The 26,523-nt window shown below is 55.4% G+C and carries 17 protein-coding genes; 8 read left to right on the top strand and 9 right to left on the bottom strand.

Annotation, left to right across the window (positions count from 1 at the left end):
- Positions 1–211: 211 nt before the first annotated feature.
- The 4 genes from ABVS15_RS09595 to ABVS15_RS09580 all read left to right on the top strand — a co-directional run bounded on the left by ABVS15_RS09595 (position 212) and on the right by ABVS15_RS09580 (position 6,264).
- The gene (locus ABVS15_RS09595) at positions 212–880 is read left to right on the top strand and encodes a hypothetical protein (protein WP_369283511.1); all 669 of its coding nucleotides are present in this window, start codon (positions 212–214) and stop codon (positions 878–880) included.
- Between the two features lie 237 nt (positions 881–1,117).
- Positions 1,118–3,199: a sodium-translocating pyrophosphatase gene (locus tag ABVS15_RS09590; protein WP_369283510.1), complete on the top strand. Its 2,082-nt coding sequence runs from the start codon at positions 1,118–1,120 to the stop codon at positions 3,197–3,199.
- 259 nt (positions 3,200–3,458) lie between these two features.
- A complete protein-coding gene (locus tag ABVS15_RS09585) occupies positions 3,459–4,313 on the top strand; it encodes a patatin family protein (protein ID WP_369283509.1) in 855 nt (284 codons plus the stop codon).
- A gap of 163 nt (positions 4,314–4,476) precedes the next feature.
- Positions 4,477–6,264: a Na/Pi cotransporter family protein gene (locus tag ABVS15_RS09580; protein ID WP_369283508.1), complete on the top strand. Its 1,788-nt coding sequence runs from the start codon at positions 4,477–4,479 to the stop codon at positions 6,262–6,264.
- 95 nt (positions 6,265–6,359) lie between these two features.
- On the opposite strand, the gene ftsH is transcribed toward ABVS15_RS09580, so the two are convergent.
- Positions 6,360–8,639, bottom strand: coding sequence for an ATP-dependent zinc metalloprotease FtsH (gene ftsH / locus ABVS15_RS09575; RefSeq protein ID WP_369283507.1), 2,280 nt, complete (start codon positions 8,637–8,639; stop codon positions 6,360–6,362).
- A 255-nt stretch (positions 8,640–8,894) separates the two neighbouring features.
- Here ftsH and rlmB point away from each other — a divergent pair, with 255 nt between their 5' ends.
- The 3 genes from rlmB (at position 8,895) to ABVS15_RS09560 (ending at position 13,230) form a co-directional block, all read left to right on the top strand.
- Positions 8,895–9,662: a 23S rRNA (guanosine(2251)-2'-O)-methyltransferase RlmB gene (gene rlmB, locus ABVS15_RS09570; protein WP_369283506.1), complete on the top strand. Its 768-nt coding sequence runs from the start codon at positions 8,895–8,897 to the stop codon at positions 9,660–9,662.
- Between the two features lie 44 nt (positions 9,663–9,706).
- Positions 9,707–11,863: a hypothetical protein gene (locus ABVS15_RS09565; protein ID WP_369283505.1), complete on the top strand. Its 2,157-nt coding sequence runs from the start codon at positions 9,707–9,709 to the stop codon at positions 11,861–11,863.
- A 92-nt stretch (positions 11,864–11,955) separates the two neighbouring features.
- The gene (locus ABVS15_RS09560; RefSeq protein ID WP_369283504.1) at positions 11,956–13,230 is read left to right on the top strand and encodes an HD-GYP domain-containing protein; all 1,275 of its coding nucleotides are present in this window, start codon (positions 11,956–11,958) and stop codon (positions 13,228–13,230) included.
- Positions 13,231–13,527: 297 nt separating this feature from the next.
- On the opposite strand, the gene ABVS15_RS09555 is transcribed toward ABVS15_RS09560, so the two are convergent.
- A complete protein-coding gene (locus ABVS15_RS09555; protein WP_369283503.1) occupies positions 13,528–14,868 on the bottom strand; it encodes an aminotransferase class III-fold pyridoxal phosphate-dependent enzyme in 1,341 nt (446 codons plus the stop codon).
- Positions 14,869–15,246: 378 nt separating this feature from the next.
- Here ABVS15_RS09555 and ABVS15_RS09550 point away from each other — a divergent pair, with 378 nt between their 5' ends.
- Positions 15,247–16,350 (top strand): hypothetical protein, encoded by a 1,104-nt coding sequence (locus ABVS15_RS09550; protein ID WP_369283502.1) that lies wholly within the window; start codon positions 15,247–15,249, stop codon positions 16,348–16,350.
- Positions 16,351–16,509: 159 nt separating this feature from the next.
- Here the strand turns inward: ABVS15_RS09550 and ABVS15_RS09545 are convergent, their stop codons facing one another.
- The 7 genes from ABVS15_RS09545 to ABVS15_RS09515 all read right to left on the bottom strand — a co-directional run bounded on the left by ABVS15_RS09545 (position 16,510) and on the right by ABVS15_RS09515 (position 26,518).
- On the bottom strand, positions 16,510–18,447 hold the full coding sequence (locus tag ABVS15_RS09545) for a methyl-accepting chemotaxis protein (protein WP_369283501.1): 1,938 nt from the start codon (positions 18,445–18,447) through the stop codon (positions 16,510–16,512).
- A 375-nt stretch (positions 18,448–18,822) separates the two neighbouring features.
- Positions 18,823–20,502, bottom strand: a complete 1,680-nt coding sequence (locus ABVS15_RS09540) for a methyl-accepting chemotaxis protein (protein WP_369283500.1) — start codon at positions 20,500–20,502, stop codon at positions 18,823–18,825.
- A gap of 345 nt (positions 20,503–20,847) precedes the next feature.
- A complete protein-coding gene (locus tag ABVS15_RS09535; protein ID WP_369283499.1) occupies positions 20,848–22,254 on the bottom strand; it encodes an aldehyde dehydrogenase family protein in 1,407 nt (468 codons plus the stop codon).
- A gap of 241 nt (positions 22,255–22,495) precedes the next feature.
- Positions 22,496–23,683 carry a VWA containing CoxE family protein gene (locus ABVS15_RS09530; RefSeq protein WP_369283498.1) on the bottom strand — a complete coding sequence of 396 codons (1,188 nt, stop codon included), beginning with the start codon at positions 23,681–23,683 and terminating at the stop codon, positions 22,496–22,498.
- A gap of 5 nt (positions 23,684–23,688) precedes the next feature.
- The gene (locus ABVS15_RS09525) at positions 23,689–24,504 is read right to left on the bottom strand and encodes an AAA family ATPase (protein WP_369283497.1); all 816 of its coding nucleotides are present in this window, start codon (positions 24,502–24,504) and stop codon (positions 23,689–23,691) included.
- Between the two features lie 173 nt (positions 24,505–24,677).
- Positions 24,678–25,688: an electron transfer flavoprotein subunit alpha/FixB family protein gene (locus ABVS15_RS09520; protein ID WP_369283496.1), complete on the bottom strand. Its 1,011-nt coding sequence runs from the start codon at positions 25,686–25,688 to the stop codon at positions 24,678–24,680.
- 14 nt (positions 25,689–25,702) lie between these two features.
- Positions 25,703–26,518: an electron transfer flavoprotein subunit beta gene (locus ABVS15_RS09515; RefSeq protein WP_369283495.1), complete on the bottom strand. Its 816-nt coding sequence runs from the start codon at positions 26,516–26,518 to the stop codon at positions 25,703–25,705.
- Positions 26,519–26,523 lie beyond the last annotated feature (5 nt).

Genomic DNA, 26,523 nt, shown 5'->3' with positions numbered 1-26,523 from the left:
TCGGCGGCGTTTTTTGACGCTTTAGGAGCAAAGCGGGCGCGGCCGGCACAAATGGAGCCGCATCCCCACTTAAATAAAAAAATTGATTGATTTCAGGTAAAATGTTGGAAAAATCAGTGGATTTTCCACCACAGATGTGATATATTTAAACCACAAAGGGAAATTTTGGCGAGTTGCGCGCCAAACCCGCAGAAGGGAGAGGAACGCCCGCATGAACGTAAAAAAGTTTGCCGCCCTGTTTTTGTCCGCCGCGCTCCTGACCGGCTGCGGTATGCTTGAGGAGGCGGCGGTTTCCTCTGCCGTTTCCGACGGGAAACCGTCGGAGGCTGTGGCTGCTTCGCCGCAGGAGGGTGCCCCTGGGTCTGCGGAAATGATGAATGCGGCGGAAACCACGGGCAGCGCCCGAGAGCTGACGGAGGAGGAGATCCTTGCCGCCTACGACCGGGCCGTGGCCGCATACGAGTGGTTTGAGCTGAATCCCCTGCCCTGCGTGGGCCCCATGCGGCAGGAGAATGGGGTCAACTATCAGCGGGTGGAATACGCCGGGCTTTATACGCTGAACGACTTGGAGACTTATCTGGAAAGTTTGTTTTCAGAGGATGTGATTTCCCGTCTGCTGGACCCGGAAGCGCCCGCCCCCCGATACCGGGATATTGACGGCGTGCTGTATGCCCGCCCCGATGGCCGCCCGGCGGACACCGGAAAGGGCGCCGCCTCCGCCGTCGTAGAACGGGAGAAAGACGGGTCTTACCTTATTAATGTGACGGTGGATTTGCTGGACAGTGAGCAGGCAACGGTCACCGGGGCGGAATTTTATGCCTTCCCCTACCGGGAGCTGAACGGCCGCTGGGTATTCGCGGATTTTGAGCTGGTATACTAAGTCCCGCCGGGGCACGGCTTCTGCGGGACTTCTAAAAAAACTATGAGAGACGGGCGCCAAGGGTGCCCGTCTCTCTACATTTTTGGAGGCAAAGCCGAATATTAATGAAAAAACATGGAAGATTTCGTGCAAATGCATAGGTAATACTATCTTGTAAAAAATTTTCCGTATGTTAAAATAATTACGACGTAAAAAATAGCTAACAAATTACGGCATGAAGAGGAGTGGAGAAAACCTATGGAAAACATGTTCTGGATCGGCTTTGTCGGCTTCGCGCTTGCACTTGGCTTTGCCTGGGTGCAAAAGAAGAAGGTCATGAGCTACTCCGAGGGAACGGAGAAAATGCAGAAAATTGCGGCCGCTATCCGGGAGGGCGCCAACGCCTATTTGAAGCACCAGTATACCACCGTGGCAAAGGTCTTTGCTGTGGTGTTTGCTGTTTTGCTGGTGATGGCCTTTGCTTCCGGCGGGGAAATGCTCTCAAAATTCACGCCGTTTGCCTTCCTCACCGGCGGCATCTGGTCCATGCTGGCTGGCTTGATCGGCATGAAGATTGCCACCAATGCCAATGCCCGTACGGCGCAGGCCGCGTCCGAGAGCCTGAATAAGGGCCTGCGGGTGGCGTTCTCCTCCGGCTCGGTCATGGGCTTCACCGTGGTGGGCCTTGGCATGCTGGATATCTCCGTGTGGTACTTTTTGCTGCACGACCTGTTCGGTGTCACTGATGCGGGCCAGCTTGCCAACATCATGGTGATGAACGGCATGGGCGCTTCCTTTATGGCTCTGTTTGCCCGCGTGGGCGGCGGAATCTACACCAAGGCGGCCGACGTGGGCGCGGATCTGGTGGGTAAGGTGGAGGCCGGTATTCCTGAGGACGACCCCCGCAACCCTGCTACCATCGCCGACAACGTGGGTGACAACGTGGGCGACGTGGCCGGTATGGGTGCAGACCTGTACGAGAGCTATGTTGGCTCCATTCTGGCGGCCTTTGCCCTGTCCGCCGTGGCCGGGTATGGCTACGCGGGCATGTTGCTGCCCATGCTGATTGCGGTGTGCGGCATCGTGTGTTCTATTATCGGGTCCTTCTTCGTCAAGACAAAAGAGGATGCCACGCAGATGTCTCTTCTGCGCTCCCTGCGCACCGGTACATATCTTGCCGCCGGGCTCTCCGCCGTGCTGGCCGCGCCGCTGACGCTTTACACCGTAGGCAACTGGGGTGTATATGTGTCCATTCTCTGCGGACTGGTGGGCGGCTGCGCCATCGGTTATTTTACAGAATACTATACCTCCGATACCTATAAGCCCACCCAGGAGCTGGCGGCTTCCTCCGAGACTGGCTCCGCCACCGTCATTATAGGCGGTCTGTCCTTGGGTATGCGGTCTACGGCGGCTTCCATTCTCATCGTGGCCGCTGCGGTGGTTATCAGCTTCTTTGCCGCAGGCAGCGGCGACTTTGCAAAGGGCCTGTACGGCATCGGCATCTCTGCGGTGGGCATGCTGTCTACCCTGGGCATCACGCTGGCAACGGACGCCTATGGCCCCGTGGCCGACAACGCGGGCGGCATCGCGGAGATGGCGGGCCTGCCCGAAGAGGTCCGGGAGCGGACCGACGCACTGGATTCTCTGGGCAACACTACCGCCGCCACCGGTAAGGGCTTTGCCATCGGCTCCGCCTCCCTCACCGCGCTGGCTCTGCTGGTGTCCTATGTGAACATCGTGGAGCAAAAGGGCTTTGCCATGGACCTGTCCATCACCAGCCCCACGGTGCTGGTGGGCCTGTTTATCGGCGCGATGCTGACCTTTGTGTTTTCCGCGTTCACCATGAGCGCTGTACAGACCGCCGCACAGTCCATCGTGATGGAGGTTCGCCGCCAGTTCCGGGAGATTGCCGGGATTATGGAAGGAACCTGCGACCCGGATTACGCCTCCTGCGTAAGCCTTTGCACCAAGGGCGCCCTGCGGGAAATGGTGGCCCCGGCCCTGCTTGCCATTATTGTTCCCATTCTGACCGGCCTGATTCTGGGGCCTGAGGGCGTGGTGGGACTGCTTGGCGGCGTATCTGTTACGGGCTTTGCCATGGCGGTGTTCATGTCCAACGCCGGCGGTGCGTGGGACAACGCCAAGAAGTACATCGAATCGGGACACCATGGCGGAAAGGGCTCCGACTGCCATAAGGCCGCCGTTGTGGGCGACACCGTGGGCGATCCCTTTAAGGATACCTCCGGACCGTCCCTGAATATTCTCATCAAGCTCTGCTCCACCGTATCCATCGTGTTCTCCGGCTTGATCATCGGGTTCAACCTGATGGGGATGCTGTAAGCGTTTATATTTACAAAAGCCCCGCCGAGGTATCCCGGCGGGGCCTTTTTGCGTGCCGGAGCTTCCTTTTTTACTGCCTGCCCATTCGTTTCCGGCAGGGGGAGGAATTCTGCGGATAAAGTAAAATGTGATGAGGACAAGACATTACGGTTGGGTCTTTTTGCCTTTTTTCTTGTCAGACTTGCCCCGGCGGGAAAAAAAGCGTATGATAAGGAATGGCTCCTTTATGGGGCCTCTTTAAGCGTTTTGAGGTGATCATATGAAATCAGGAATTGTGATGGAGGGCGGCGCACTGCGTACCATTTTTTCCACCGGCGTGTGCGATGCGCTGCTGGACGCGGGGCTGATGCCGGACTATTTTATCGGCGTGTCCGCTGGGGCGGCCTACGGCGTGAGCTACCTCTCCCGGCAGAAGTGGAGAAATCTGAATATTCTCTGTCACTATGCCAATGATAAACGGTATATGGGGGTAAAGAACCTCCTGAATCCCGGCAACCGGTGCTATTTTGGACTGAAATTTTCCTATGAGGAGATTCCAAATCAGTATGTGCCCTTTGATTACGGGACGTTTGCGGCATACCCCGGCGAGGCGGAGGCGGTTTTGACGAATCTTGAGACGGGAAAGGCGGACTATCTGCCCATTCCCAGAAACAGCGTACAGTCTGCCGTTTTAAAGGCCACCTGCGCCATGCCGCTGCTGTTTCCCATTTTTCATATCGGAGGGCAGCCTTATCTGGACGGCGGCTGCGCCGACCCCATCCCCTGGCAGCGGGCGCTGGACAAGGGCTGCGACCGTATTCTGGTGGTGCTGACCCGGGAGCGGTCTTATATCCGCAGGCCGGAAAAGTCCGACAGTCTGATTCGGCGGCACTACCGGCAGTATCCCAATTTCCTGGAAACCATGGAGCGACGGGCGGACGCGTACAACGAAAATCGGGAGCGCCTGTTTGCACTGGAGCGGGAGGGGCGGGCCGTGGTGATTGCCCCGGCGTCCACCGAGGGCTATTCCCGGACGGAAAGAGACACGGGGAAAATTCGCGCCCTGTGGCAGGACGGCTATTTTCAGGGCCGCGCAGCTGCGCCGCGTCTTTTGGAATTTTGGCGCGGAGTTTGATCTCCCGGAAATTTTTATAAGGAATTTATACCGTGGGTCTTCCTATCTCGACAAATTTTTTATATAATAACTTTACGCGACTTTTTACGGGCCGCGTTTACATACGAAATGCGGCGGGGAAACAGGCGAGGCTGTCCCGCGAACGACAAAGGAGAACCGTTTGATGGACATTTTTTCCGTCTTCACCCTCTGCGGAGGCCTGGCCTTTTTCCTCTTCGGCATGAACATCATGTCCAGCAGCCTTGAGAAAATGGCGGGCGGCAAGCTGGAGCGAACGCTCAAGCGCATGACATCCAATCCGATGAAGAGCTTGATGCTGGGCGCAGGCATCACCATTGCAATCCAATCCTCCTCCGCCATGACAGTGATGCTGGTGGGACTGGTGAACTCCGGGGTGATGGAGCTCGGGCAAACCGTGGGCGTGATCATGGGCAGCAACATTGGAACCACGCTGACTGCATGGATTCTCTCTCTCAGTGGAATCGAGAGCGAAAACGTGTGGGTGAACCTGATTAAGCCGGAGAGCTTTTCCCCGCTGATTGCGCTGGTGGGCATTCTGCTCATCATGATTTCCAAAAAGCAGAAACGGCGGGACATCGGCCGTATTTTTATGGGCTTTTCCATTTTGATGTATGGCATGGAGCTGATGGCCGCGTCCGTCAGCCCGCTGAAGGACATGCCGGAATTTGCCAGCATTCTCACCGCGTTCAACAATCCGATGCTGGGTGTGCTGGTGGGCGCGGTGTTTACCGGGATCATTCAATCCTCCGCCGCCTCGGTGGGAATTTTGCAGGCGCTGGCCATTACCGGTTCCATTACCTACGGCATGGCGATCCCCGTCATCATGGGCCAGAACATCGGCACCTGTGTCACCGCGATTCTCAGCTCCATTGGCGTCAGCCGCAACGCAAAACGGGTGGCGGCAGTGCATATTTCCTTTAACATCATCGGAACCGTCGTCTGCCTGATTTTGCTTTACGGCATAGGAAGCTTGGTAGACCTGCCGTTTATGGGCAAGACCGCGAACGCGGTCAGCATCGCCCTCTGCCATACCATTTTTAACGTCTTTACCACGATTATTCTTCTTCCCGCTTCCAAGCAGCTTGAAAAGCTTGCCTGCGTGCTGGTTAAGACGGATACGAAGAAAGACCAGTTCGCGTTTTTGGATCCACTTCTGCTTCGTACCCCCGGCGCGGCCATTAACGAGTCTGTGGCCATGGTGGGAGAGATGTCAAAGGTGGCGCGGGAAAACGTTCTTCTGGCTGTGGAGCAGTTGGAGAGCTATTCCACCGCCCGGGAAGCGAAGATCCTGGAAAACGAGGACAAGCTGGATATCTACGAGGACCGTCTGGGCGATTATCTGGTGCAGATTTCCCGCCATGGACTTTCCGGGGAGAGCAGCCGTCAGGTAAGCCGGATTCTCCACTCCATCGGGGATTTTGAGCGTATGGGCGACCACGCGCTGAACGTACAGGAGTCGGCGCAGGAATTGCACGACAAGCAGCTTGAGTTTTCCGACGCCGCCCGAAAGGAACTGAAGGTTCTTAAGACGGCGCTGGAGGACATTATGGATCAGGCCATGAGCTGCTTTGCAAGCAACGACCCGGAGGCCGCCGTCCGCGTGGAGCCGCTGGAGGAGACAATTGACCGGCTGATTGAGGAAATCCGCCTGCGGCACATTGACCGGCTGCAATGCGGGGCATGCACCATCCAGCTGGGCTTTGTGCTCAACGATCTTTTGACCAACTTCGAGCGTATTTCCGACCACTGCTCCAATATCGCCGTCTCTGTCATTGAAATGAGCCGCCGGGATGTGGATGCTCACACGTATCTGCACAATATCAAGCACGACAGCAATTTTGTCCGGGATTTGCAGATGGATATGAGCCGTTATACGCTGCCTGCGGTGGAGAGAGGCCCCACCGGACAGGATAAGGAGTGTATGATCTGAGCCTTCCGGCTTTGCCGGAGCGAGACGGCAACAGCATAGAAAGCGCGATAAAGCGCGCCGCCCATCTGGGCGGCGCGCTTTTTTGAATCAAATAATCAAACGGAGCGATGTTCGTCGTCTACCTGCGGGGCAGGGGCGGAAGTCTCTGCCTCTGGCTGCTGAGGAGCGGATTCCTCGGCGGGCGGTTCCACGGCGCTTTCCGTTGAGGAAACGGAAGTTTCTTCGCCGGTGCTCTCCGCGGGGGCGGGAGGCTCGATTTTCTCGGAAATCATGCTGATGCGCTTGGCGGGTGCCTCGATACCCGGCGTCTCCTGCCGGGTGGAGGCGTATTCGTCCTCCACCAGAGCGGGGTCCCGGCCCTCGATGATGGCAACCATCTCCGCGCCGGTGATTGTCTCCTTCTCCAGAAGATAGGCCACCACCTTATCCATGTCCTCCCGGTTTTCCCGGATAACGGATACCGCACTGCCGTAGCACTCAGTGAGAATCTCCCGCACGGCCTTATCCATGGCGGCGGCGGTGTCTTGGGCGCAGTCCATGCCGTAGCCCCCGTCCAGATACTGGCTGCGGCGGGAAGCCAGTGCCATCATGCCGAACTCGTCGCTCATGCCGTACATGGCGACCATGTTCCGGGCCACCTGCGTGGCATCCTGAATGTCCTGAGACGCGCCGTTGGTCATTGTCTCCATCACCACTTCCTCGGCGGCACGGCCGCCCATGGACACGGTGATTTTCGCCAGCAGCTCATCCCGGGTGCGCAGCTCTGTTTTGTCCTCCTCGGGCATCAGCAGGGTATAGCCCAGAGAACCCTGCGTGTGAGGCACAATGGTAATTTTCTGTACCGGCTCGGTGTTTTTCTGCTTAAAGGCCACCATAGCGTGGCCCACCTCGTGGTACGCCACCAGCTTTTTCTCAAATTCCGTCAGCACGCTGCCCTTTTTCTCGGTGCCTGCAATGACCAGCTCAAAGGCCGCCAGCAAATCGCCCTGATTTACCGCCTTGCGGCCCAGACGCACGGCCCGCAGGGCCGCCTCGTTCACCAGATTCGCAAGGTCTGCGCCCACGGTACCCGCAGTGGCCAGCGCCACCTTTTTGAGATTCACGTCCTCGCTGAGACGAATATTCCGGGTGTGAACCTCCAGCGTGGCCAGACGGCCCGCCAGATTGGGCCGGTCGATGATGATGCGCCGGTCAAACCGACCGGGGCGCAGCAGCGCCTGATCCAGCACCTCCGGGCGGTTGGTGGCCGCCAGAAGAATTACGCCCTTGGTGGGGTCAAAGCCGTCCATCTCCGCCAGAAGCTGGTTTAGGGTCTGCTCCCGCTCATCGTTGCCGCCCATGCGGTTGTCTCGGGATTTGCCGATGGTGTCAATCTCATCGATAAAGACGATGCAGGGGGCCACCTTGCTGGCCTCCTTAAAGAGGTCACGCACGCGGCTTGCGCCCACGCCCACGAACATCTCCACAAAGTCAGAACCGGAGATGGAGAAGAAAGGAACGCTGGCCTCCCCGGCCACGGCCTTGGCAAGCAGGGTCTTACCGGTGCCCGGAGGGCCCACCAGCAGCGCGCCCTTGGGAAGCTTTGCCCCGATTTCGGTGTACTTCTGGGGGTTGTGCAAAAAGTCGATAATCTCGGTAAGGGATTCCTTGGCCTCGTCCTGCCCAGCCACGTCACGGAAGGTAACGCCGGTGGACTTTTCCATATAAACCTTGGCATTGGCTTTTCCCACGGAGCCGACGCCCCCGATGCCGCCCATGCCGCCGCCCCGCTTGGCCATAATCCGGAACACCAGAGACAGCAGCAGCATCATGATGGCGAAGGGCAGGATATAGGAAATCAGCATTTCCAGAATAGGACTGATGGGCGCGGTGTAGGGAGAGCCGAAATCTACGTTGTGCTCCAGCATCCGGGAAATCAACTGGTCGTCGTTCAGCGCCTTGGTATAAAGCTGAAAGCTTCCGTCGTCCGTCTTGTCTTTCTGTCTCAGAAGCTGGTTCAGATTTGTGGTGCTGGGGGTCTGGGTTTCTGCGGGGGCTACTGCTTTCTCGACCTTTGGCATGGGCCCGTATGTCTTGCCGTCCTCGTCGGTATAGGTGAAGCCCTCTGTGGGAGTAATGTGGGCAAGGCCCGTATTGGCCTCAAATTCCACCTTTGCGATTTTGTCCGATTCAATCAGCGAGATAAACTCGCTGTAGGTAATCTCCACGGAGCTTTTGTTATCGGAACCGGACACCCACGCGCCCGCATAGCTGAATACAATTGTGAGCAGCAGCGCCCAGCTCACCAGAGAAAGTAAGCCGCGCCAGTTGTTTCCTCCATTTTGCCCGCCTCGGTTGGGCCCGTTTCTGTTTTTCCGGTCGTTATTCTGACTCATCGTAACGAATACTCCTTTGCCTGTTAAAGCGCTGGGTTAAATTATGAAGCAGTATACCATAAAAAGAAGGGCGCTACAAGAACGCTTGTTGGCTTTTCCATGAAATTTCTGTGAATTCCACTTTATTGTGTGCGAAAACTATGATACAATCATGGTAATTATTGATTCCGCGCAAAACGCCCAAAAGCTGGAAGAAGCGGCGTTTTTGTCCGCCCGGCTGCGGGCCGGATACTTGCGGCGGCTGAAGGAGAACCTATGGACAGTGAAAAGAAAGACCTGCTTACCGCCGAGGCGGACGGCATGATCGAGGGCCGCAACGCGGTGATCGAAGCCCTGCGTGCGGGCGAAACCATCGACAAAATTTATATTGCCCGGGGTGAGACGGATAAAACCCTGGGGCACATTGCCTCCAAGGCCCGGGCGGCCGGTGTGGTCGTGGTGGAGGCGGACCGGCGGAAGCTGGACGGCATGAGCCGGACCCACGCCCATCAGGGCGTGATTGCGCTGGCGGCCGTGCGGGAGTACGCCACGGTGGAGGACATTCTGGCCATCGCGGAAAAGCGGGGCGAGAAGCCTTTGCTTGTCATTTGCGACGAGATTTCCGACCCTCATAATCTGGGCGCCATCATCCGCACCGCCGAGTGTGCCGGAGTTCACGGAGTGATCATTCCTAAGCGCCGCAGCGCGGGGCTGACGGCAATTGTTGCCAAGACCTCCGCGGGGGCAGTGGCCCACCTGCCGGTGGCTCGGGTGCCCAACATTCCGTCCCTTTTAAAGGATTTGAAAAAACAGGGCTTGTGGATTTTTGGCACGGCGGCAGATGGGACCACCGGCCTGTACGACGCGGACCTGCGGGGCCCCGCCGCCATTGTCATCGGCAGCGAGGGTGAGGGCATGACCCGCCTGGCAGCGGAAAATTGCGATTTCCTGGTGAGTATCCCCATGCGGGGAAAGCTCAGCTCGCTGAACGCCTCGGCGGCAGCCGCGGTACTGCTGTATGAAGCAGTGCGCCAGAGGAGCTGATTTAAAAAGAGACTTTCGGCGGCGAGAGAACATGGGAGAGAGACATGGCTGAGATCAGAGACAAAAAACCATATGATGCGCTCACCGACGCGGAGGATTTGACCGCCGGGACCGAAGTGGTCCCGGAGGGCGATTTTTCTTTGGAGGAGATTCTGGCGGAGTACGGCGGCGGCCGCCGCCGGCACATTCTGGAGGAGGCGGAGGCTTTGGCCGCCCCAGAGCTGGAGGCGCAGGATGCGGCTGTGACGATCAGGGAGGAGACTGCTTTCACCCCGCCGTCGCAGGAGGAACCGGATTCGGACGAGCTTCCGGACGAAGAGGTGGAGGACCTTCCGGACGAAGTGACCGACCTCCCCGTGCCCGAGGAGGGTCTTCCTCCCCCGCCCCGGCCCGTCTCCATCGAACAGGCCGTGGGGCAAACGGTGGGGGATGTGATGGAGGCGCAGGAAAGCCTGACGTCGTCCCCGCGTCCCCGCCGGGGCCTTTTTTCCCGGAAAAAGATGCCTTTGGAGGATACGGAGCAGCTTTACGAGCCGCCCGGTCCCCCGCCGGACCCGGAGCCGGAGGAACCCCCCGTAGGGCCCGAGCCACCCCTGGACGAGGCCATGCGCCTTGCCCAGAAGCGCTGGCGGCGGCTGCGCCGCCCTCTGCCCGTATCTGCGCTGATCTGTCTGTTGCTGCTGGCCCCCCAGGCGGCGGAGGCCGCCGGATACGCTGTCCCTCTGTGGACGGGAGACGGGATTCTGCAAACCGCCGTTTCCGCCGGGGCGCTGTTTTTACTGTGCATTCTGTGCCGGGGCGTGTTTGTCCGCGGGATTTCCCGGCTGGCTCATAAATTTTTTACGGGAGAGCTGCTGCTCTCCTTCTCCGCTGTGGCGGCTTTGCTGGACTGCGCGGCGGTACTCTGGCTTCCGGGACGGAGCGCCGCTCCGCTGTATGCGCTTCCCGCCTGCGTGGGGCTTTTCTTCGGGCAGTGGGGCATTTCTCAGCGGGAAAAGGCTCGGTGCGATACATTCCGCACCGCCGCGCTGGACCTCGCGCCACCCTATCTGGTGACGGATTTGGAAACGGGGGCCTGCAAGCAGCCCGGCCGCGTTCCCGGCTTCTGGAGCGATGCGGAAAAGCCCTCCCTCTCCGAGATTTGGCAGGCGGCGCTGCTGCCGGTGGTGTTTGTCGCCTCCGTGGTGTTTGCGGCCCTTGGCTCTGTGGGGCAGGGGCGGAACGCGGATTTCCTGTTGAACTGGTCCGCGATTCTCGCAGCTTCGGCGGCCCTGATGCTGCCCATGACGGACGCACTCCCCGCCGCGCGGCTTGCAAAGCGGCTGCAAAAGGGCGGCTGCGCCGTGGCGGGCTGCACCGGGGCGGAGCGCATCAGCCGGAAGAAATCCATGGTGGTCACGGATCAGGACCTGTTCCCTCCCGGAACGGTCAGCCTGAACGGCGTGAAGCTCTTCGGCGAGGAGATGCCAAGGGCCGTGTCCTATGCCGCGTCTTTGGCCCGCTCCTCCGGCTGCGGGCTTCGGCGGCTGTTTGACAATCTTTTGGTGTCCGAGGGCGGAACACTGGAGCCTTTGGACGATTTCAGCTTTTACGAGGAGGGCGGCTTCTCCGCCGCCATCCGAGGAGAATCGGTTTTACTTGGCACCGCGTCCTTCATGCGCAAGATGGACGTGCGTCTGCCCAGTGGGCTGAACCTGCGCACCGGCGTGTTCCTGTCCATCGACCGGGAGCTGGCGGCGGTGTTTGCGGTGAAGTACAAGCCCTCGGACAACGTGGACTGGGCGCTGCGGCTGCTGCGCAGAAATAAAATTCAGCCGATTCTTGCCTCCCGGGACCCCAATGTGAATCCCGGCTTGCTGAAACGGAAATTTACCGCCAAGGTGAGGATTCAGTATCCCGCGCTTTCCGACCGTGTGGCTTTTTCCGAGCAGGAAAGTGCGCAGGGCCGTCCCCGGGCGCTGCTGCTGCGGGAGGGGCTGCTGCCCTATGCGGAAACCGTGACCGGCAGCCGCCGCCTGTGCCGCGCGGTGCGCAGCGGCACGGCGCTGACGCTGCTGGCCTCCGTGGCCGGGTCCCTTCTGAGCTTTTATCTGACGGGACTTGGCAGCTATGCGCTGATGGAGCCCTTGCGTCTTCTGGCGTTTTCCCTGCTGTGGACGGTGCCGGTGTTTTTGCTGGATCATATGGCTGGGCGGTATTGAGGCTGCCCGGCGGATACACCGGAAAGTCGGGGGCGTTTGCCCCCACCCCAGCGGTTCCGAATAAAATTTACAGAGAAACAGGGACAGGAATTATGACCTATTACAACCGCTATTTTGCAACGCTTTACGATTTGATCGCCTGCATGACCGCGGCGGTGGACCTGCTGGACGTAAGGGTTTCAAACCACCACCAGCGCGTGGCGTTTATGTCCTTAAAGCTGGCCGAGCAGATGGGCCTTCCGGTGGAGGAAAGACGGACGCTGGTGCAGGCGGCCCTGCTGCACGACATCGGTGCCCTGACGTTGAGCGAGCGATTGCAGCTCATTACCGGAGAAGCCACCGAGCCGGAGGGTCACGCCAGAATTGGGGCAAGATTTTTGGAGGATTTCCCCCTTCTGCGCCGCGAGGCGGAGATTGTCCGCTTTCACCACGTCCCATGGAAAAACGGTGCGGGCGGGATGCACTGCGGAGAGAAGGTTCCCCTGCTTTCCCATGTCCTGCATCTGGCGGACAGGGCGGTGGTGCAGGTTCGTCCGGATATGGGCGTGATCAGTCAGATCGGGTCCATCCGGGAAGTCATTGCCGCGCAGCGGGGGGAGGCATTTGTACCAGAGATGGTTGATGCGTTTCTGGCAATCAGCATGCAGGAGGCGCTGTGGCTGGAGCTGGTGGACGAACCCCGGATTCACGATTTTATGGACGAGCTCTCTTTGGACGCAGTGAAGCTGACGCTGGATGAGGTGGTAAGGCTGACCGACGTGTTCGCCCATATCATCGATTTTCGCAGCCCCTTTACCACGCGGCATTCCGCCAGTGTGGCGGCCACGGCGGAAAAGTTGGCGGAGCTGTCGGGCTTTTCCGAAAACGAGTGCAAGATGATGCGGATTGCGGGGAATCTCCACGATCTGGGAAAGCTGGCTATCCCTACTGAGATTCTGGAGAAGCGGTCCAAGCTGGACCCCGACGAGTTTGACATTATCCGGGGCCACACCTTTTATACTTACCGTCTGCTTCGGCCCATCCGGGGCTTTGAGACGATTAACCAGTGGGCGTCTTACCATCACGAGCGGCTCAGCGGAAACGGGTATCCCTTCCATCTGAAGGCCGACAGCCTGCCGCTGGGGTCCCGCATTATGGCCGTGGCGGATATATTTACCGCCGTGACGGAGGATCGGCCCTATCGGAAGGGAATGTCCTTCTCCAGAACGGAAACCCTGCTGCGGGATATGGCCCGCCATGGCGCGATTTCGTCAGATTTGGTGTCCCTTCTGCTGGCCCATCATCAGGAGATTTCCCACCTTCGGGAGGAAGCGGCCGATCAGGCCGGGAAGCAGTACGACAGGCTCTTTTTGCAGGACTGCGTATAAAGCCTTAAAGCAACTGCCGCGAATTGTATCGTACTGCCTTAAATACGCAAGGCCCGCCGTCCGATCGGACGGCGGGCCTCTTTTCGCTCTTTGCTGAGGCGAGCTATGTCGGGGGCGCATTCCCGTGAGGCCAAAGCCCTTGGATATGCGCCTAAAGACGTATAAATGGTCATATTGGCGCACAAAGCGCATAGGGGGGCACTCTACCGGCATAAGCTCTCTAAGCCTCGTCCATTAGAATGGCCGTATCCCGTCGGGTTGTTGCCTGACGCAGCGTTTCAATTTCGTGGGGCCGCGTCACCAGCCCTGAATCTTCTCCAGAATGGAATCGCTTAGTTCTCCCGCGGTATAGGCCGTCAGCGCAGCATGGATAATCTCCACTGCCTGGTCCAGCTCCTCCCGGGTGATGACCAGCGGCGGCTGTACCCGCAGGGAGCTTTGCCCCACAAAGGTCAACAGCAGGCCGTGCTTCATGCAGTAATAGGAAATTTTCGCGGCGGCGGGGTAATTTTTCTCCATGGTTTTTCGATCTGTCACCAGATCCACGCCGATGTTCAGTCCAATGCCCCGTACCTCGCCTATGACAGGGAATTCCTCCTGCATCTTCAAAAACCGCTCCCGCAAGTAAACACCCTTTTGAAAGGCTTCCTCAAACAGGTTTTCCCGCTCCATGATTTCCAGCATTTTTAAAGAGGCGGTGCAGCAGGCGGCATTGCCGGACATGGTAAACGCGTGCGCCGGGGATTCCAGTGACTCCATCACCTCCCTGCGGCCTACCACCGCGCCCAAAGGTAACCCGCCCCCAAAGGATTTGCCCAGCACGTACAAATCGCACTCCACGCCAAAATTGTCCATGGCGAACATGCGCCCCGTGCGACCGACGCCCTGATTGATTTCATCGGAAATCAGAAGAATCCCGTTTTCCCGGCACAGGGCCGCCAAGTCCTGAAAAAACCTTGCCGGGGGGACAATCAGGCCCGCGTCTCCCGCGATGGGCTCCACCAGAAAGGCGGCCACCTCGTCGGCAGGGAGATAGTGGCGGAAGGCGTAGCGGATCTGCTCCAGGCAGTCCAGCGCACAGTTTTCGGGCGCTTGATGATACTGGCAGCGCAGGCAGACGGGATAGTTGAACGTCTCGCACTCCGGGAGCAGCGGGCCAATTTTGCGGCGCATGCTGTTGGTGAGCTTGGAGACGGAGATGGCGCCATAGGTGCTGCCGTGATAGGACTCGCTGAAGGAGACGATTTTGGGCCGTCCGGTGTAGCCCCGGGCGTATTTAATGGCCCCGTCGATGGACGCCGAGCCCGTGCAGCTGAAAGAAACCATCATATCCGGCCGACCGGTCATGCGGGAAACCTTTTCCGCCAGATCAATCATCGGCCCGGAGGGGAAATAGGCCGAGATATATTGGGACAGCTCCGTCATCTGCCCGTAGACTGCCTGGGCGATTTCCTCGTTTCCGTGACCAATGTTGGCGGAGGAGGCGCTGGCGAGAAAGTCGATGTACTCGTTTCCGTCGCAGTCGTACAGCTTCGCACCCTTCCCCCGGACAAAGGAAATGGGAATATAGGAAACCCGGGCCGATTTTGGCACGTATTCATCCTGACGCTGCAGGATGCTCTCCAACTGTTTCGACATAAAACCCTCTCCAATCATTTGTGCGGCGGCAGCACACGCCTGCTCCGCGCATTTTCTGTTTTTCAGACCAAGCTTGTCCTCCGCGAGGGTAGTTGCTTTTTATCATATCGGGCCGCTGTTTTCCTGTCAACACCATTTTCAACAACTTTTATACAAGCTTTGTCTTGCAGTTTGTTAAAAATGAGCTGTTTTCAATATTTTGAGCAGATTGATTGAATGCGCTGAAAAATTCGGGCGTTTATCGCTTTATTGTGGCAAATTGCATTTGATTTGAAAAGGCTGCCGCAATTGCGGGTATTAAACCAAATATTTTCGGGGTTCAAATAAGGCCACAAAAAAGAAAAAAAGTATAAAAAACGTGTAGGAGGAGAGCGTTCTATGGCAAACAAGAGACGCAGCAGGCTGCTTCGTATCCTGATTCCCGGCTTTGTGTTCCAGTCTGTGGTCATCGGCGGCGGATACGGAACCGGCGCGGAAATCCGGGAATACTTCCTGTCAAGGGGACTTGCCGGTGGCCTTTTGGGAATGGCCGTTACGCTGGGAATCTGGTCTGTTCTGTGCGCCGTGACCTTTGAATTTTCCCGTACATTCAGGACCTATGACTATAAGAGCATGATGACCAAGCTGCTGGGCAAAGCTGACTTCCTGTATGAAATCTGCTATATTGTGATGCTTTTGATTGTGCTGGGTGTGGTCACGGCCACGGCAGGCAGCATGGTCACCAGCCTGACGGGTGGTTCTAAATGGATTGGCGTTGCGGTTCTGTCCCTCGGGATTATCGTGCTGGTCATCAAGGGGACCGCTGCCATTGAAAATGTGCTGACCTTCTGGTCCTATGTGCTGTACGCGGTGTACATCCTCTTCATGATTGTCGTGTTTGTAAGGTTTGGAAGCAATCTGCCTGCGGCGTTTGCATCCCGGGGTTTGGCTGGTTCCGACTGGCTGATGGGGGGCGCAAAATATGCGTTTTACAATCTGGGCATTATCCCGGCCCTGCTCTACACCGTCCGCCAGTGTCACACCCGCAGGGAAGCGGTTATCTCCGGCCTGCTGGCCGGTGTGATCGGCATTGTCCCCGCCGGAATGCTGCTTTTGACCATGGGCACGATGATGGGGGCCTGCATGGTGGCAGAGGTGCCCATTATCGCCGTGTTTCAGGCGCTGGACATAAACTGGCTGTTTTGGCTGTTTGAGATCGTGCTGTTTGGCACCCTTATTGAAACCGGAACCGGCTTTATCAAGGCCCTGGACGACAGGATTGAACATTCCATTGCCGCCTCCGGCAAGCCCGTTTCCGGGTGGGTGCGGCCCGGCGTGGCGATTGGCTGCATGGTGATGGGTGTTCTGTTTTCCACCTTCGGGCTGGTGGACCTGATTGCACAGGGCTATGGAACCATCAGCTGGGGCTTTCTCCTCTTCTTTGTGGTTCCCATGATGACCATTGGCATCTATAAGATTTTAAGGCACGGCAGGAGATACTGATTTTCCGCAGCCATCATAAAATACCTGCGGGCCTTCATGGCGCATCAAAGCGTTTAGGCCGGACCGCTTTTTGCTGTCTTGGAGCAGCTTGGGGAAAACAAAAAGAAAGCCGGACGGTCAGTCCGGCTTTCTTTTTAATGTAGTGCAATTACCGCGCGATCAGATGGTTTTAAACTCAGACACCATGTCGTCCAGCATCTGCATCTGCCCCAGCAGTTCTTCGCTGGTGGCGGCGCTTTCCTCCGCCGTGGCGGAGTTGGCCTGCGTCGCATTGGAAATCAGACGAACCCCCTCGCTCAGCTCGGACACGCTCTGGGACTGACTGCCCAGAGACTTGGTGACTTCATCCACCAGTGCGCCCACGCTGCTGGTCTGCTCCACAATTCTCTGGAACGCCAGCGCCGCGCCCTCGGCGGTCTGCTTGCCGGTTTCCACGGAAGCCAGTGTGCTGTCAATCAGCTCGGCAGAATTTTTCGCGGCCTCCGCACTCTTGGACGCCAATTGACGTACCTCGTCTGCAACCACGGAAAAGCCCTTTCCGGATTCGCCCGCGCGGGCGGCCTCCACGGCGGCGTTCAGCGCCAGAATATTTGTCTGGGCGGCAATGTCGTCTATATAATGGATGATGGCTTGTATCTTCGTGGTAAAATCGTCGATGCTCTGCATGGCGTCCAGCATCTTCTGCATTTTTTCGCGGCCCGTCTGGGTTTCCTGCAAGGCAGTCTGTGTCATATTCTGCATGGATTCGGAATGGTGCGCCGTCTCCTGAATTTGGTTGGCCACAAATTCCAGCGAATTTTCAACTCGCTCCGCCGCGGATGCCTGTTCGGAGGAGTTTTCCGCAAGATTCTGCCCGCCCAGCGCCACCTGCTCCGCACCGGAGCGAACCTGCGCTGTGGACTGGGAAATCTGCTCCAATGTACCGTTTAAGGACTGCACGATTTTCTCAAGCGCAGTCTGAATGGACACAAAGTCACCGGAGTACGCCACGCTGCTGGTCACGGTCAGGTCCTTTTCCGCAACACTGTGGAGAATGTCGGAAATATCCCCGATGTACGTCTGAAGGCCATGGATGGTATTTTGGATAGCGGTCATCAGGCGAGCGCCCTCGTCTTTCCCCTTCACATGCTCCACCTCGGTTTGGAGGTCACCCTGCTCCAGCAGCTCCAGTCGCCGGGTGGCAAGGACGATGGGGCGGGTAATCATCTGCGAAAAGATACGGGTAAAGATAATGGACAAGAAAAGCAGCACAAGGCCTGTGCCCACACAGAAGGCCAGGGTAATTTTCGCGTTTTGTTCCACCTGCGTCAGCGGCCTTGTCACGGCAATGGACCAGCCCTCCGGGCCGTCAAGGGGAGTAAAGCCCACCATGCGGCGCACGCCATTGTAATAGCTGTATCCGATTCCCGTCTCCCCGGAAATCATGCGCTTAAACATGGCGGCGGTAGGCGCGTAGCTGGGGTCCTTCTCCGCCAGTTCAAAATAGTTCACCGGATTTGCAATGCTGTTCGTATCGGGGTGCAGCACCGTATAGCCGTCGGCATTGATGCCAAACGCATATCCGTTTTCGCCAATTTTGATCTGGTTCAGCACGTCGCTGAACACCGTATAGGGAAATTCTCCGTACAAAAGCTGGTTGCTGCCGGGAATAGCGGCCGCTACATAAAGCACCAACTCCTGCGCGCTATTGAGAGCGGGGCTGGAAATATAAGCCTGGCCGGATTTTGCCTGCTGAAAAAATGTCTGCTCCGCTAGGGAGACCCCGCGGGTGTTGTTTCCCTGCGCGTCGGTGACAGCCAGATAATTAAACCCGTTTTGCTTGGCCTCCTGCGTCAGGTATTGCTGGAGCGCCTGCGATGAAAGCTCGGGATCTGTCAGCTCGCCTCGCGCGGCCACCGCCTGAATGGCATTGCGGTAGGATTCCATCACAATATTTAGGCCCTGACTATATGCGGATACCAGCGCGGAAGAGGTGTCCTCCTCCTGCGCCATGGAGCTTTTATAGTAAAGAATAGAAGAAATCGTGGTCAGAGAGAGTATAGTGAAAGCCAACAGCAAGGAGATGTAAAGTAGCAGCTTGTTTTTCAGATATTTCATATGGCAATTCCTTTCAGGCCTGATGATAGGTGGCTGGCGCATGCGCGGTCTGCTTGCGCTCCTTGTAAAAATAAAGTGCAACCACAGTAATTTACTGGGAAATACAGAAATGACAGATTAAAGCAGAAAAAATACCAATATCTATCAATTGCTCTGCAATAGCTAATACTAACTTATTTCGACAAAAAGTGCAAGCAAAATACATGTAAAGCCCGTAGGGAATTGCAATTAAAAAGCGCGCTCTCAAACTCGTGAAGAAAATACGATCAAGGGCATACCTAAGCTCCCTGCTGGGTGAGCCAGGCAGACAATTAGAAAAAAGGTACGTCCGAAACGACAGGTGAAATGCCTGCCGTTTCGGACGTACCCGTTCTACTAATTGCTGGTCACTTTAAATACGTTTACGCTTTCCTTCAAGCAATCGGATTGACTTAAGAGTTCTTCGCTGGCTGCCGCGCACTCCTCGGCGGAGGCGGCGTTGGTTTGGACAACCTGTGAAATCTGCAGTAAACCCTGATTGATCTGTTCCAAGGCAACGGCCTGCTCGTTTGAAGCAGAGGCAATTGTTCCTACGAGTTGACCGGTCTGCAAAACCCCATCTACAATTTTGCTTAGCGCGGCCGCGGTTTCTTGGGCGATGTCGGTACCGTCATTTACCTTATTTATGGAGGCTTCAATTAATTCGGTGGTTTCTTTTGCTGCCTGAGCTGACTTGGCGGCAAGGTTTCGTACTTCGTCCGCCACCACAGCAAAACCTTTCCCCGCGTTGCCGGCTCTGGCGGCCTCTACGGCTGCGTTCAGCGCCAGAATATTTGTCTGGAAAGCGATGTCGTCAATGACCTTGATGATTTTGCTGATATTGATGGAAGAGGCGTTAATTGCATCCATGGCACGAAGCATTTCCGCCATTTGCGTATTACCGTAATTTGCATCGCTTTGAATGGTTGTTACCAGTATGTTGGTTTTTTGCGCGTTTCCGGCATTTTGGGCTGTTTGCGAGGTGACTTCCTCCATTGATGCTGACAGTTCCTCAACGGAGCTGGCCTGTTCAGTGGCGCCTTGGGAAAGGGCTGTGCTGGTATACGCCACCTGATTTGCTCCGGAATTGACCTGGTTGGCAGAAGATATGATGTTACCTGCAAGAATGTTGAATTTTTGTACCAGTCCGAGCAACGCGCTGCCCAGCACATCTTCCTCTGAACGGGCTTCAATCTCAATGGTCAAATCTCCATCTGCAATCTTTCCCACTTCTTCTGCCATTTTAGCGGTGCTTGTTGTCATCTTTACATATGCACGTGCAAGCATTCCACACTCGTCTTTTCTAAATTTTGTATACGTGTCCCTTTCTTCGCAGACAGCATTAAAATCCAAGCCGCCGACTGCAATCAGGTCGGCAATTGCCACAAATTTTCGCATGGGGTCGCTGATGATATCCGCTATGTATAAAGCGAGGGGAATGGAAATTGCAATGGACGCAAGCAAAATAAAAAGAGTTGCAACCATAAAAATTTTGGCGGTATTGTGGTTGTTCTCACTTTTTTCGTATGCTGTTTGCGCAATGCGTTCAAGTAGCAGAGAAAAATTATCGCATAGCGTATTTCCCAATGAGGCTGTGGCTGAATCTATTCCTGCGGTCTGCCCGTAAAGCGAATCTTCATTTTGTTCGGTCATTGTTGATTTGAATGTGGTCCAGTCTTTTTCAGCTTTATCAAGGAGGGCGGCGGCTTCAGGGTCCTTAATCGCATCATGGCAGTGTGCAAGCAGGGTATCCATTTGATTGATGGAAGAATTGTTCCGGTCCTCCACGGCAGAAGGGAAAGTAATGCTTTTTAAACTTATTTTTGAAAATAAGGCGGCGGCATCTCCGGCATATTTAAGGCCCATCGTATCCTCGGTATAGAGCACGGCGCTTCTTTGATTTACAGCTGAAATGCCGAAAACGCCGACAGCGCCTATCATCACGGACAATATCAGCACCATCGAAAATCCCATTAAAAGCTTTTTTGAAATTTTCAGGTCCATCAACCATTTTTGAAAATAATTGTATTCTATCATACTATCTCTCCTAAGAATAAAGCTGGCACGCTTCATGCCCACCCGATTTTTTAGCCCTAGAAATACAAGGGCTTACGGGCCGCCCTTTATGCGCGCCTGAAGCAGAGCAGAAAAACCGGGCAGTGCCGCACCTGCCGCTTCCTCTGGATGCGCTGTCCCACCGGGGGGTGCCAATTTCTATTTCGAGGAATAAAAAAGGCCTGTATCGCATGCAATACAGGCCTTTTTGAAATTATATCAGTGCTGGTAATGAACTTGTCTGGAAGCCCGGCAATTGCTCGTTCTGTGCCTTAGCAGCCCTTAGCTGTGCCTCGCGAAAACGGTCGTAAAGCACAGCTGCGAAAATTAATCCTCGGTAATCGGGCACTCGTCCAAATTGTCCCAGTCGCCCTCTTTCCATGTGCGACGGTTCTTCAGGGTCACACTTACCCGGGTCGTATTCATCAGGTGATACCAGGCCAGATTTTCAGAAATGCTGTTGTTGCCCCAGGTGCCGCAGCCCAGAGTAGAGGTGGTGGGCATACCGTTGTTGATGCCAAAGGGGGTCTGGTTGATCTGGAAGCGGGAAACAGGCAGCAGGTTCGCAGCGTATTCAACCTTGTCCTGATTGTGTGTCCAGATGCAGCTGTTGTGACCGGCACCCTCCATCTCCAAATTGGCCACTGCGGCGGCAACCGTATCTTCAAACTTATCATAGGTAACATAGCGTACCAAGGGGAACAGGATTTCCCTGGAAAGAACATCCTCCTCCGCGCAGCCGGAGTATTTGGTCAGCATCGTTTTGCAGGTTTCGGGAACGGCAATCCCCAGCATCTCTCCCACCACCTGGGGAGAGCGACCGACCACGGCGCGGTTAATGTGCTCTCCGTCAGGGAACACCAGCTTGCGCAAATTGTCCTTCAGAGCATCCCCTTCAATAAGATACGCACCGTTTTTCTGCATATACTTCAAAAAATCGGCCTCCATGGCAGTGGGGACATGAATGGTCTGTTCACTGGTGCAGGGCACGCCGTTGTCGTAAGAGCGATTGTTGATTGCAACAGTGGTCATAAACTCCAGGTCATCCCAGTCCTCGCAGATAATTTCCTGACAGTTGCCCTGCCCCACGCCGAAGCCGGGGCGGCCACAGGAGTAAACGGATTTCACCATGCCCGGGCCGCCGGTGGCAATATTGCAGTCGCACTGGGCCAGCAGCTCGCTGGTCGCTTCGATGGAAGCATGGTCCGCGTCAACAATCTGAATTAAATCAGCAGGTGCGCCCAGCGCGGCAATTGCCTCGCGCACCATGTCAACGGTTTTGGTGGAGACGTTCTTTGCGGAAGGATGGGACGCAATGATACACGCGTTTCTGCACTTAATGGACATCATGCCGTTTGCGGCAATCGTAATAATGGGGTTAGTACTGGGCATTACGCAGCCGATGACGCCCATCGGCTTTGCCATCACCTTCACGCCCGGCTCGTCACGCAGGTTCTTAATGTATCCGACGGACTTCTTGCCGCGCATAATGTTCCACTGAGAAGTGGTGGTAGCCACAATTTTGCTCTCTTTCATTTTTACGGTTCCGTACTGCGTCTCCTCGCAGGCATCCTTCGCAAGAACGGAACGGTTGTCGTAAATGGTTTTTCCGATTGCACGAACCACCTCGTCGATTTTGACCTGATCGATGTAGGTTCTCTCAAACTCCTTTTGCGCCGCCTTTGCGCGTTTCACCAATTCGCCGATGTACTCTTTTACGTTTGCTTCAGCCATGTCAATACCTCCAAAAATAAATCATAATACAGGTTCCGAAATCCATCGTGCTTCGGAAATTAAGACGCCTGGAGCCGGGACAATCTGTGCGAAAGCAATGAAAGCCTTTTGGTTTGCTGCAGTTTCATAGTAACATTTTGACTAATTTGTCACAATGTGCACTCTGCTCAAATAGGTTGCCGTTTTTGTCTTTTTTTACAGACCGGTTCTTTTAGACCGGCTGCTTTTGTGCTTGTTTCCTTTATTGATTTGCAACAAGCTTTTTAATTCCGCAGGTCAGTCCGTCTACGGTGAGAGGATACATGTCAAAGTAACTGTCCAAAACCTCAAAGGTCTTTGTAAAATAGTTGTGCTCAAGCGGCCTTGGCTGCGGATGCAGCCAGATAATATGAGAATACTTCTTTTTGAGCCTTAAAAAGTTTTGCAGTCCGCAGCCGTCGGGAACCGGGCCGGCAGCTCCCCGTTTTCCCGAAAGCAGCTCCTCCGGGGTCATAATGGCGTCTCCCACAAAAATGACCCGATACTCCGGAGCTAGCTGATTTAAAATGGAATCCAGGGAAATACCGCTTCTCCAATCGCAGGTTGGATCCAGATAAACATTTTTTCGGAGAACATTATGAAAGTAGTAAATTTTCAACTCCTTAAAATTTCCTGCCTTTTGGACGGACTGAAACAGCATGCTACACAGTGATTGATAGGTCTCCATTGATCCGCCCGAATCTATGAACAGCACTACCTTAATGGTGTTTTTTCGCGGACGGGCAGGCTCAATTTTTAAAATCCCGCCGCTTTCGCAGGTTTTGCGTACGGTTGCCTCCACATCCATTTCATCGTTTAAGCCGCGGAATTCCGCCGTGAGCTGCCTCAGCCTGCGAAAAGCAACCTGAAACTGCCGCGCATCCAGCGCGTTGTCTCCGTGCCAGTCCCGGTACCTCCGCTCACCCACAATGCGATAAGCGGAGCCGTGGACTGCCTCTCCGCCCACCCGGATTCCTCCCGACTTTTTTCCCTGATTGCCATATGTGGTATAGCCGCTCGTACCAATCCACCGTTTTCCGCCGTTATGCTCGTCCTTTTGATCTTGCAACCGTTTGGTAAATAGGCGGTCAATCAGATCTCTGCTTATAGCTGTTGATTCCGGAGGCCCTTCCCGACCGTTTTCCGACAGCTCCGGGTGATTTAGCCAGAACAGCAGTTCTTTTGAAAGTTCCGGCTGTTCGTCCTTGCGGTTAAAGTACTCCAAAAAGACTTGGTCAAACTTGTCATAATTCGTTTCACTGTGGATAACAATTGCTTTGCACAGTCGGTAAAACCCGGTGAGGGTGGATGCATGAAGGCCCATGCGCAGACCTTCATGCAGGGTAATCCACTCGTTTGGTGAAATACTTAATCCGTTTGCCCGCAGCAAATAAAATAGTGACAAAAACATAGGCCTTACGCACCTTGAAAATTCTTGGCCAGCGTGTTGAGATCTTCATTTTTCTTGAGTAAAACACCGGTAAACGGAAGCGGATTTTTCTTCAAATCAAGTTCCGCTCCGCTGATCTGTAAGGCGCAAATCCAGTCCAGCACTTCGCTGGTGCCGGGCTTTTTTTGCAGGCCATTTAAATTGCGAATTTGGTAAAAAATCTTAAGCGCCTGTTGAAGCAGCTGGTTGTCGAGCTCCGGATAATGGGCGCGGATTATCTGTTCCATCAAGTCTCTGTCAGGAAACTCGATATAATGGAATACGCATCTTCGCAAAAACGCATCCGGGAGTTCCTTTTCGGCGTTGGACGTAATAATAACGACTGGACGATGCTTGGCTGCCACGGTTTTTCCGGTTTCCGAAATGTGAAATTCCATGCGATCCAGTTCCCACAGCAAATCGTTGGGAAACTCCAGGTCCGCCTTGTCAATTTCATCGATCAGCAAAACAACCTGCTGTTCACTTGAAAAGGCCTGACCCAACGTTCCAAGCCGCACATACCGTTCAATCTGATCTACGCCGTTTACGCCAAGCTGGCTGTCGTAAAGGCGCTGCACAACGTCATAGACATACAGGCCGCTTTCCGCCTTTGTGGTAGACTTAATATTCCATACAAGCAGTTCTTTGCCAAAAAAATCAGCGATAGCTTGGGCAAGAACCGTTTTCCCGGTCCCGGGTTCTCCCTTAATCAATAGGGGCTTTTGAAGAGCCATCGCAATATTCACGGCTTGCAGCAGGTCATCGCCTGCCACATAGTCTTTGCCGCTTTGAAATTGCTCCATTGTAAGCAGCCCTCCTGTATTTTCAAATTAAAAATACGACGTATGCTGTGAAAAAGCAGTCTGCGGGTCTTGATCCCACAGACTGCTTCTTCCAAAGGGTTTAATTAGTCTTTTGTGGGAAGCGGCACGTCTGCCACCCGTGGAATTGTCACAGATAATAAGCCTTCGCTCCGTTAAGTCTTCAGCTTCTTGATTTCGGCGGTCATTGCCGGGAGAATCTGATACAAATCGCCCACAATGCCGTAATCAGCCACGCCGAAAATAGGCGCGTCGGGATCCTTGTTGACGGCAATAATGCAGTCGGCGCCGCTCATTCCGGCGAGGTGCTGAATGGCACCGGAAATACCGCAGGCAATGTAAATTTTTGGGGCAACCGTTTTACCCGTTTGACCCACTTGATGTACATGCGGAATCCAGCCGGAGTCAACAGCGGCGCGGGACGCGCCCACAGCGCCGCCCAGTGCATCGGCCAGAGGCTTGATAACAGTCTCGAAGCCCTCTGGGCCTCCCAGTCCACGGCCGCCGGAGACGATAATTTCGGCATCCTCCAACTTGACCATCTCCGCCACGGCCTCCCGAATAGATTCGATCAGCTTGGTGCGGATTTGGCCTTCGGGAACGGAAATACGTTCCTTACTAATCTTGGCGGTACGGGAAGCGTCGGGTGCGATTTTTTTAAACACGCCAGGCCGAACTGTGCCCATCTGGGGTCTGGTTCTCTCACACATAATGGTGGCCATCAGGTTTCCGCCAAATGCGGGACGCGTCCACGCCACATGACCGGTTTCCGTGTCTACATCCAGCTCTGTGCAGTCGGCGGTCAGTCCGGTTTTCAGGCGGCATGCCAGCCGGGGACCCAGATCCCGTCCGATAATGGTGGCGCCGATCATTAGAATGGACGGCTTGTATTTTTCGACTAGCTGAACAAGGCCGTAAGTATAGCCCTCCGTGGAATAGGCTTCGTAATCGTCGTCCTCTACTGAAATAACGCTGTCGGCTCCGTAGGCAATGGCTGTCTTTTCGGCCTCGTCGTTACTTTTTCCAAGAATAACGGCCACCACCTGCTGGCCCAGCCGATGTGCTAGCTGTGCGCCGGGATTCAGCAGTTCCAAACCACCGCTGACGGCCTTACCGTCGTCAGTTTCAATAAATACCCAAAGGTTTTTGTACTCAGAAAATTCCATTGTCGCGCACCTCCTCAAATCCTCTTGTCGTTGCTTAATATGGCAATCAACCTGACCGCGGAGGCACTGGGACTGTCCTCTTCGACAATGTTGCATATTTTGCTTCGAACCGGGGTAAAGCTCTTTTTCACCTTGGTGGGGGAACCCTTTAATCCGCAGCAAGCCAGATCAATCTGAGACTTTGCTTCCATATCCTCGGGAGTAATTACGGGAATCTGCGCACGGTTAGCGGCCAGCCGCTTTTTCACTGTGGGAAAACGCAGCTCAAAAGGAGTTTTGGTGACAGACACAACTACAGGCATGACGGCTTCCAGCACATCATAGCCGTCGGCGGTTTCCTTGCGGATTTGCACCTTGCCGTCGGCGCAGGATAGCACTTCGGTGGCATAGGTAATCTGCGCATAGTTCAAATGCTCTGCCATCTCGGGGCCAACCTGACCTGTGTCTCCGTCAATGGCTTGCTTTCCGCAGAATACAACATCAAATTTCGCACCGCGGTTTTCCTCCACGGCCTTTACCGCGCAGGAAAGAATGTAGCTGGTGGCCAGCGTATCGGAGCCGCCAAACGCGCGCCCGGAAACAAGATAGGCGTCGTCGGCACCTACGGCCATACTCTCGCGCAAAACAGCCTCTGCCTGTGCGGGGCCCATGCTGATGACAGTCACCGTGCCATCGGACTGATCTTTCATGCGCAGGGCCATCTCCAGAGCAAATCCGTCGAATGGATTTAAAATGCTGGGGATACCCTCCCGAATCAACGTATTGGTAACCGGATCAATCTTGACCTGCGTTGTATCCGGTACCTGCTTTACACATACAGCAATATTCATGCAGG

The organism is Oscillibacter sp. GMB15532 (genome assembly GCF_041020825.1).
GTDB lineage: Bacteria > Bacillota > Clostridia > Oscillospirales > Oscillospiraceae > Oscillibacter.
This window is presented reverse-complemented; position numbering and strand designations above follow the sequence as displayed.

Coding starts and splice junctions, on each gene's coding strand:
- ABVS15_RS09595 (WP_369283511.1), top strand. CDS start 212: ATGAACGTAAAAAAGTTTGCCGCCCTGTTTTTGTCCGCCGCGCTCCTG.
- ABVS15_RS09590 (WP_369283510.1), top strand. CDS start 1,118: ATGGAAAACATGTTCTGGATCGGCTTTGTCGGCTTCGCGCTTGCACTT.
- ABVS15_RS09585 (WP_369283509.1), top strand. CDS start 3,459: ATGAAATCAGGAATTGTGATGGAGGGCGGCGCACTGCGTACCATTTTT.
- ABVS15_RS09580 (WP_369283508.1), top strand. CDS start 4,477: ATGGACATTTTTTCCGTCTTCACCCTCTGCGGAGGCCTGGCCTTTTTC.
- ftsH (WP_369283507.1), bottom strand. CDS start 8,639: ATGAGTCAGAATAACGACCGGAAAAACAGAAACGGGCCCAACCGAGGC.
- rlmB (WP_369283506.1), top strand. CDS start 8,895: ATGGACAGTGAAAAGAAAGACCTGCTTACCGCCGAGGCGGACGGCATG.
- ABVS15_RS09565 (WP_369283505.1), top strand. CDS start 9,707: ATGGCTGAGATCAGAGACAAAAAACCATATGATGCGCTCACCGACGCG.
- ABVS15_RS09560 (WP_369283504.1), top strand. CDS start 11,956: ATGACCTATTACAACCGCTATTTTGCAACGCTTTACGATTTGATCGCC.
- ABVS15_RS09555 (WP_369283503.1), bottom strand. CDS start 14,868: ATGTCGAAACAGTTGGAGAGCATCCTGCAGCGTCAGGATGAATACGTG.
- ABVS15_RS09550 (WP_369283502.1), top strand. CDS start 15,247: ATGGCAAACAAGAGACGCAGCAGGCTGCTTCGTATCCTGATTCCCGGC.
- ABVS15_RS09545 (WP_369283501.1), bottom strand. CDS start 18,447: ATGAAATATCTGAAAAACAAGCTGCTACTTTACATCTCCTTGCTGTTG.
- ABVS15_RS09540 (WP_369283500.1), bottom strand. CDS start 20,502: ATGATAGAATACAATTATTTTCAAAAATGGTTGATGGACCTGAAAATT.
- ABVS15_RS09535 (WP_369283499.1), bottom strand. CDS start 22,254: ATGGCTGAAGCAAACGTAAAAGAGTACATCGGCGAATTGGTGAAACGC.
- ABVS15_RS09530 (WP_369283498.1), bottom strand. CDS start 23,683: ATGTTTTTGTCACTATTTTATTTGCTGCGGGCAAACGGATTAAGTATT.
- ABVS15_RS09525 (WP_369283497.1), bottom strand. CDS start 24,504: ATGGAGCAATTTCAAAGCGGCAAAGACTATGTGGCAGGCGATGACCTG.
- ABVS15_RS09520 (WP_369283496.1), bottom strand. CDS start 25,688: ATGGAATTTTCTGAGTACAAAAACCTTTGGGTATTTATTGAAACTGAC.
- ABVS15_RS09515 (WP_369283495.1), bottom strand. CDS start 26,518: ATGAATATTGCTGTATGTGTAAAGCAGGTACCGGATACAACGCAGGTC.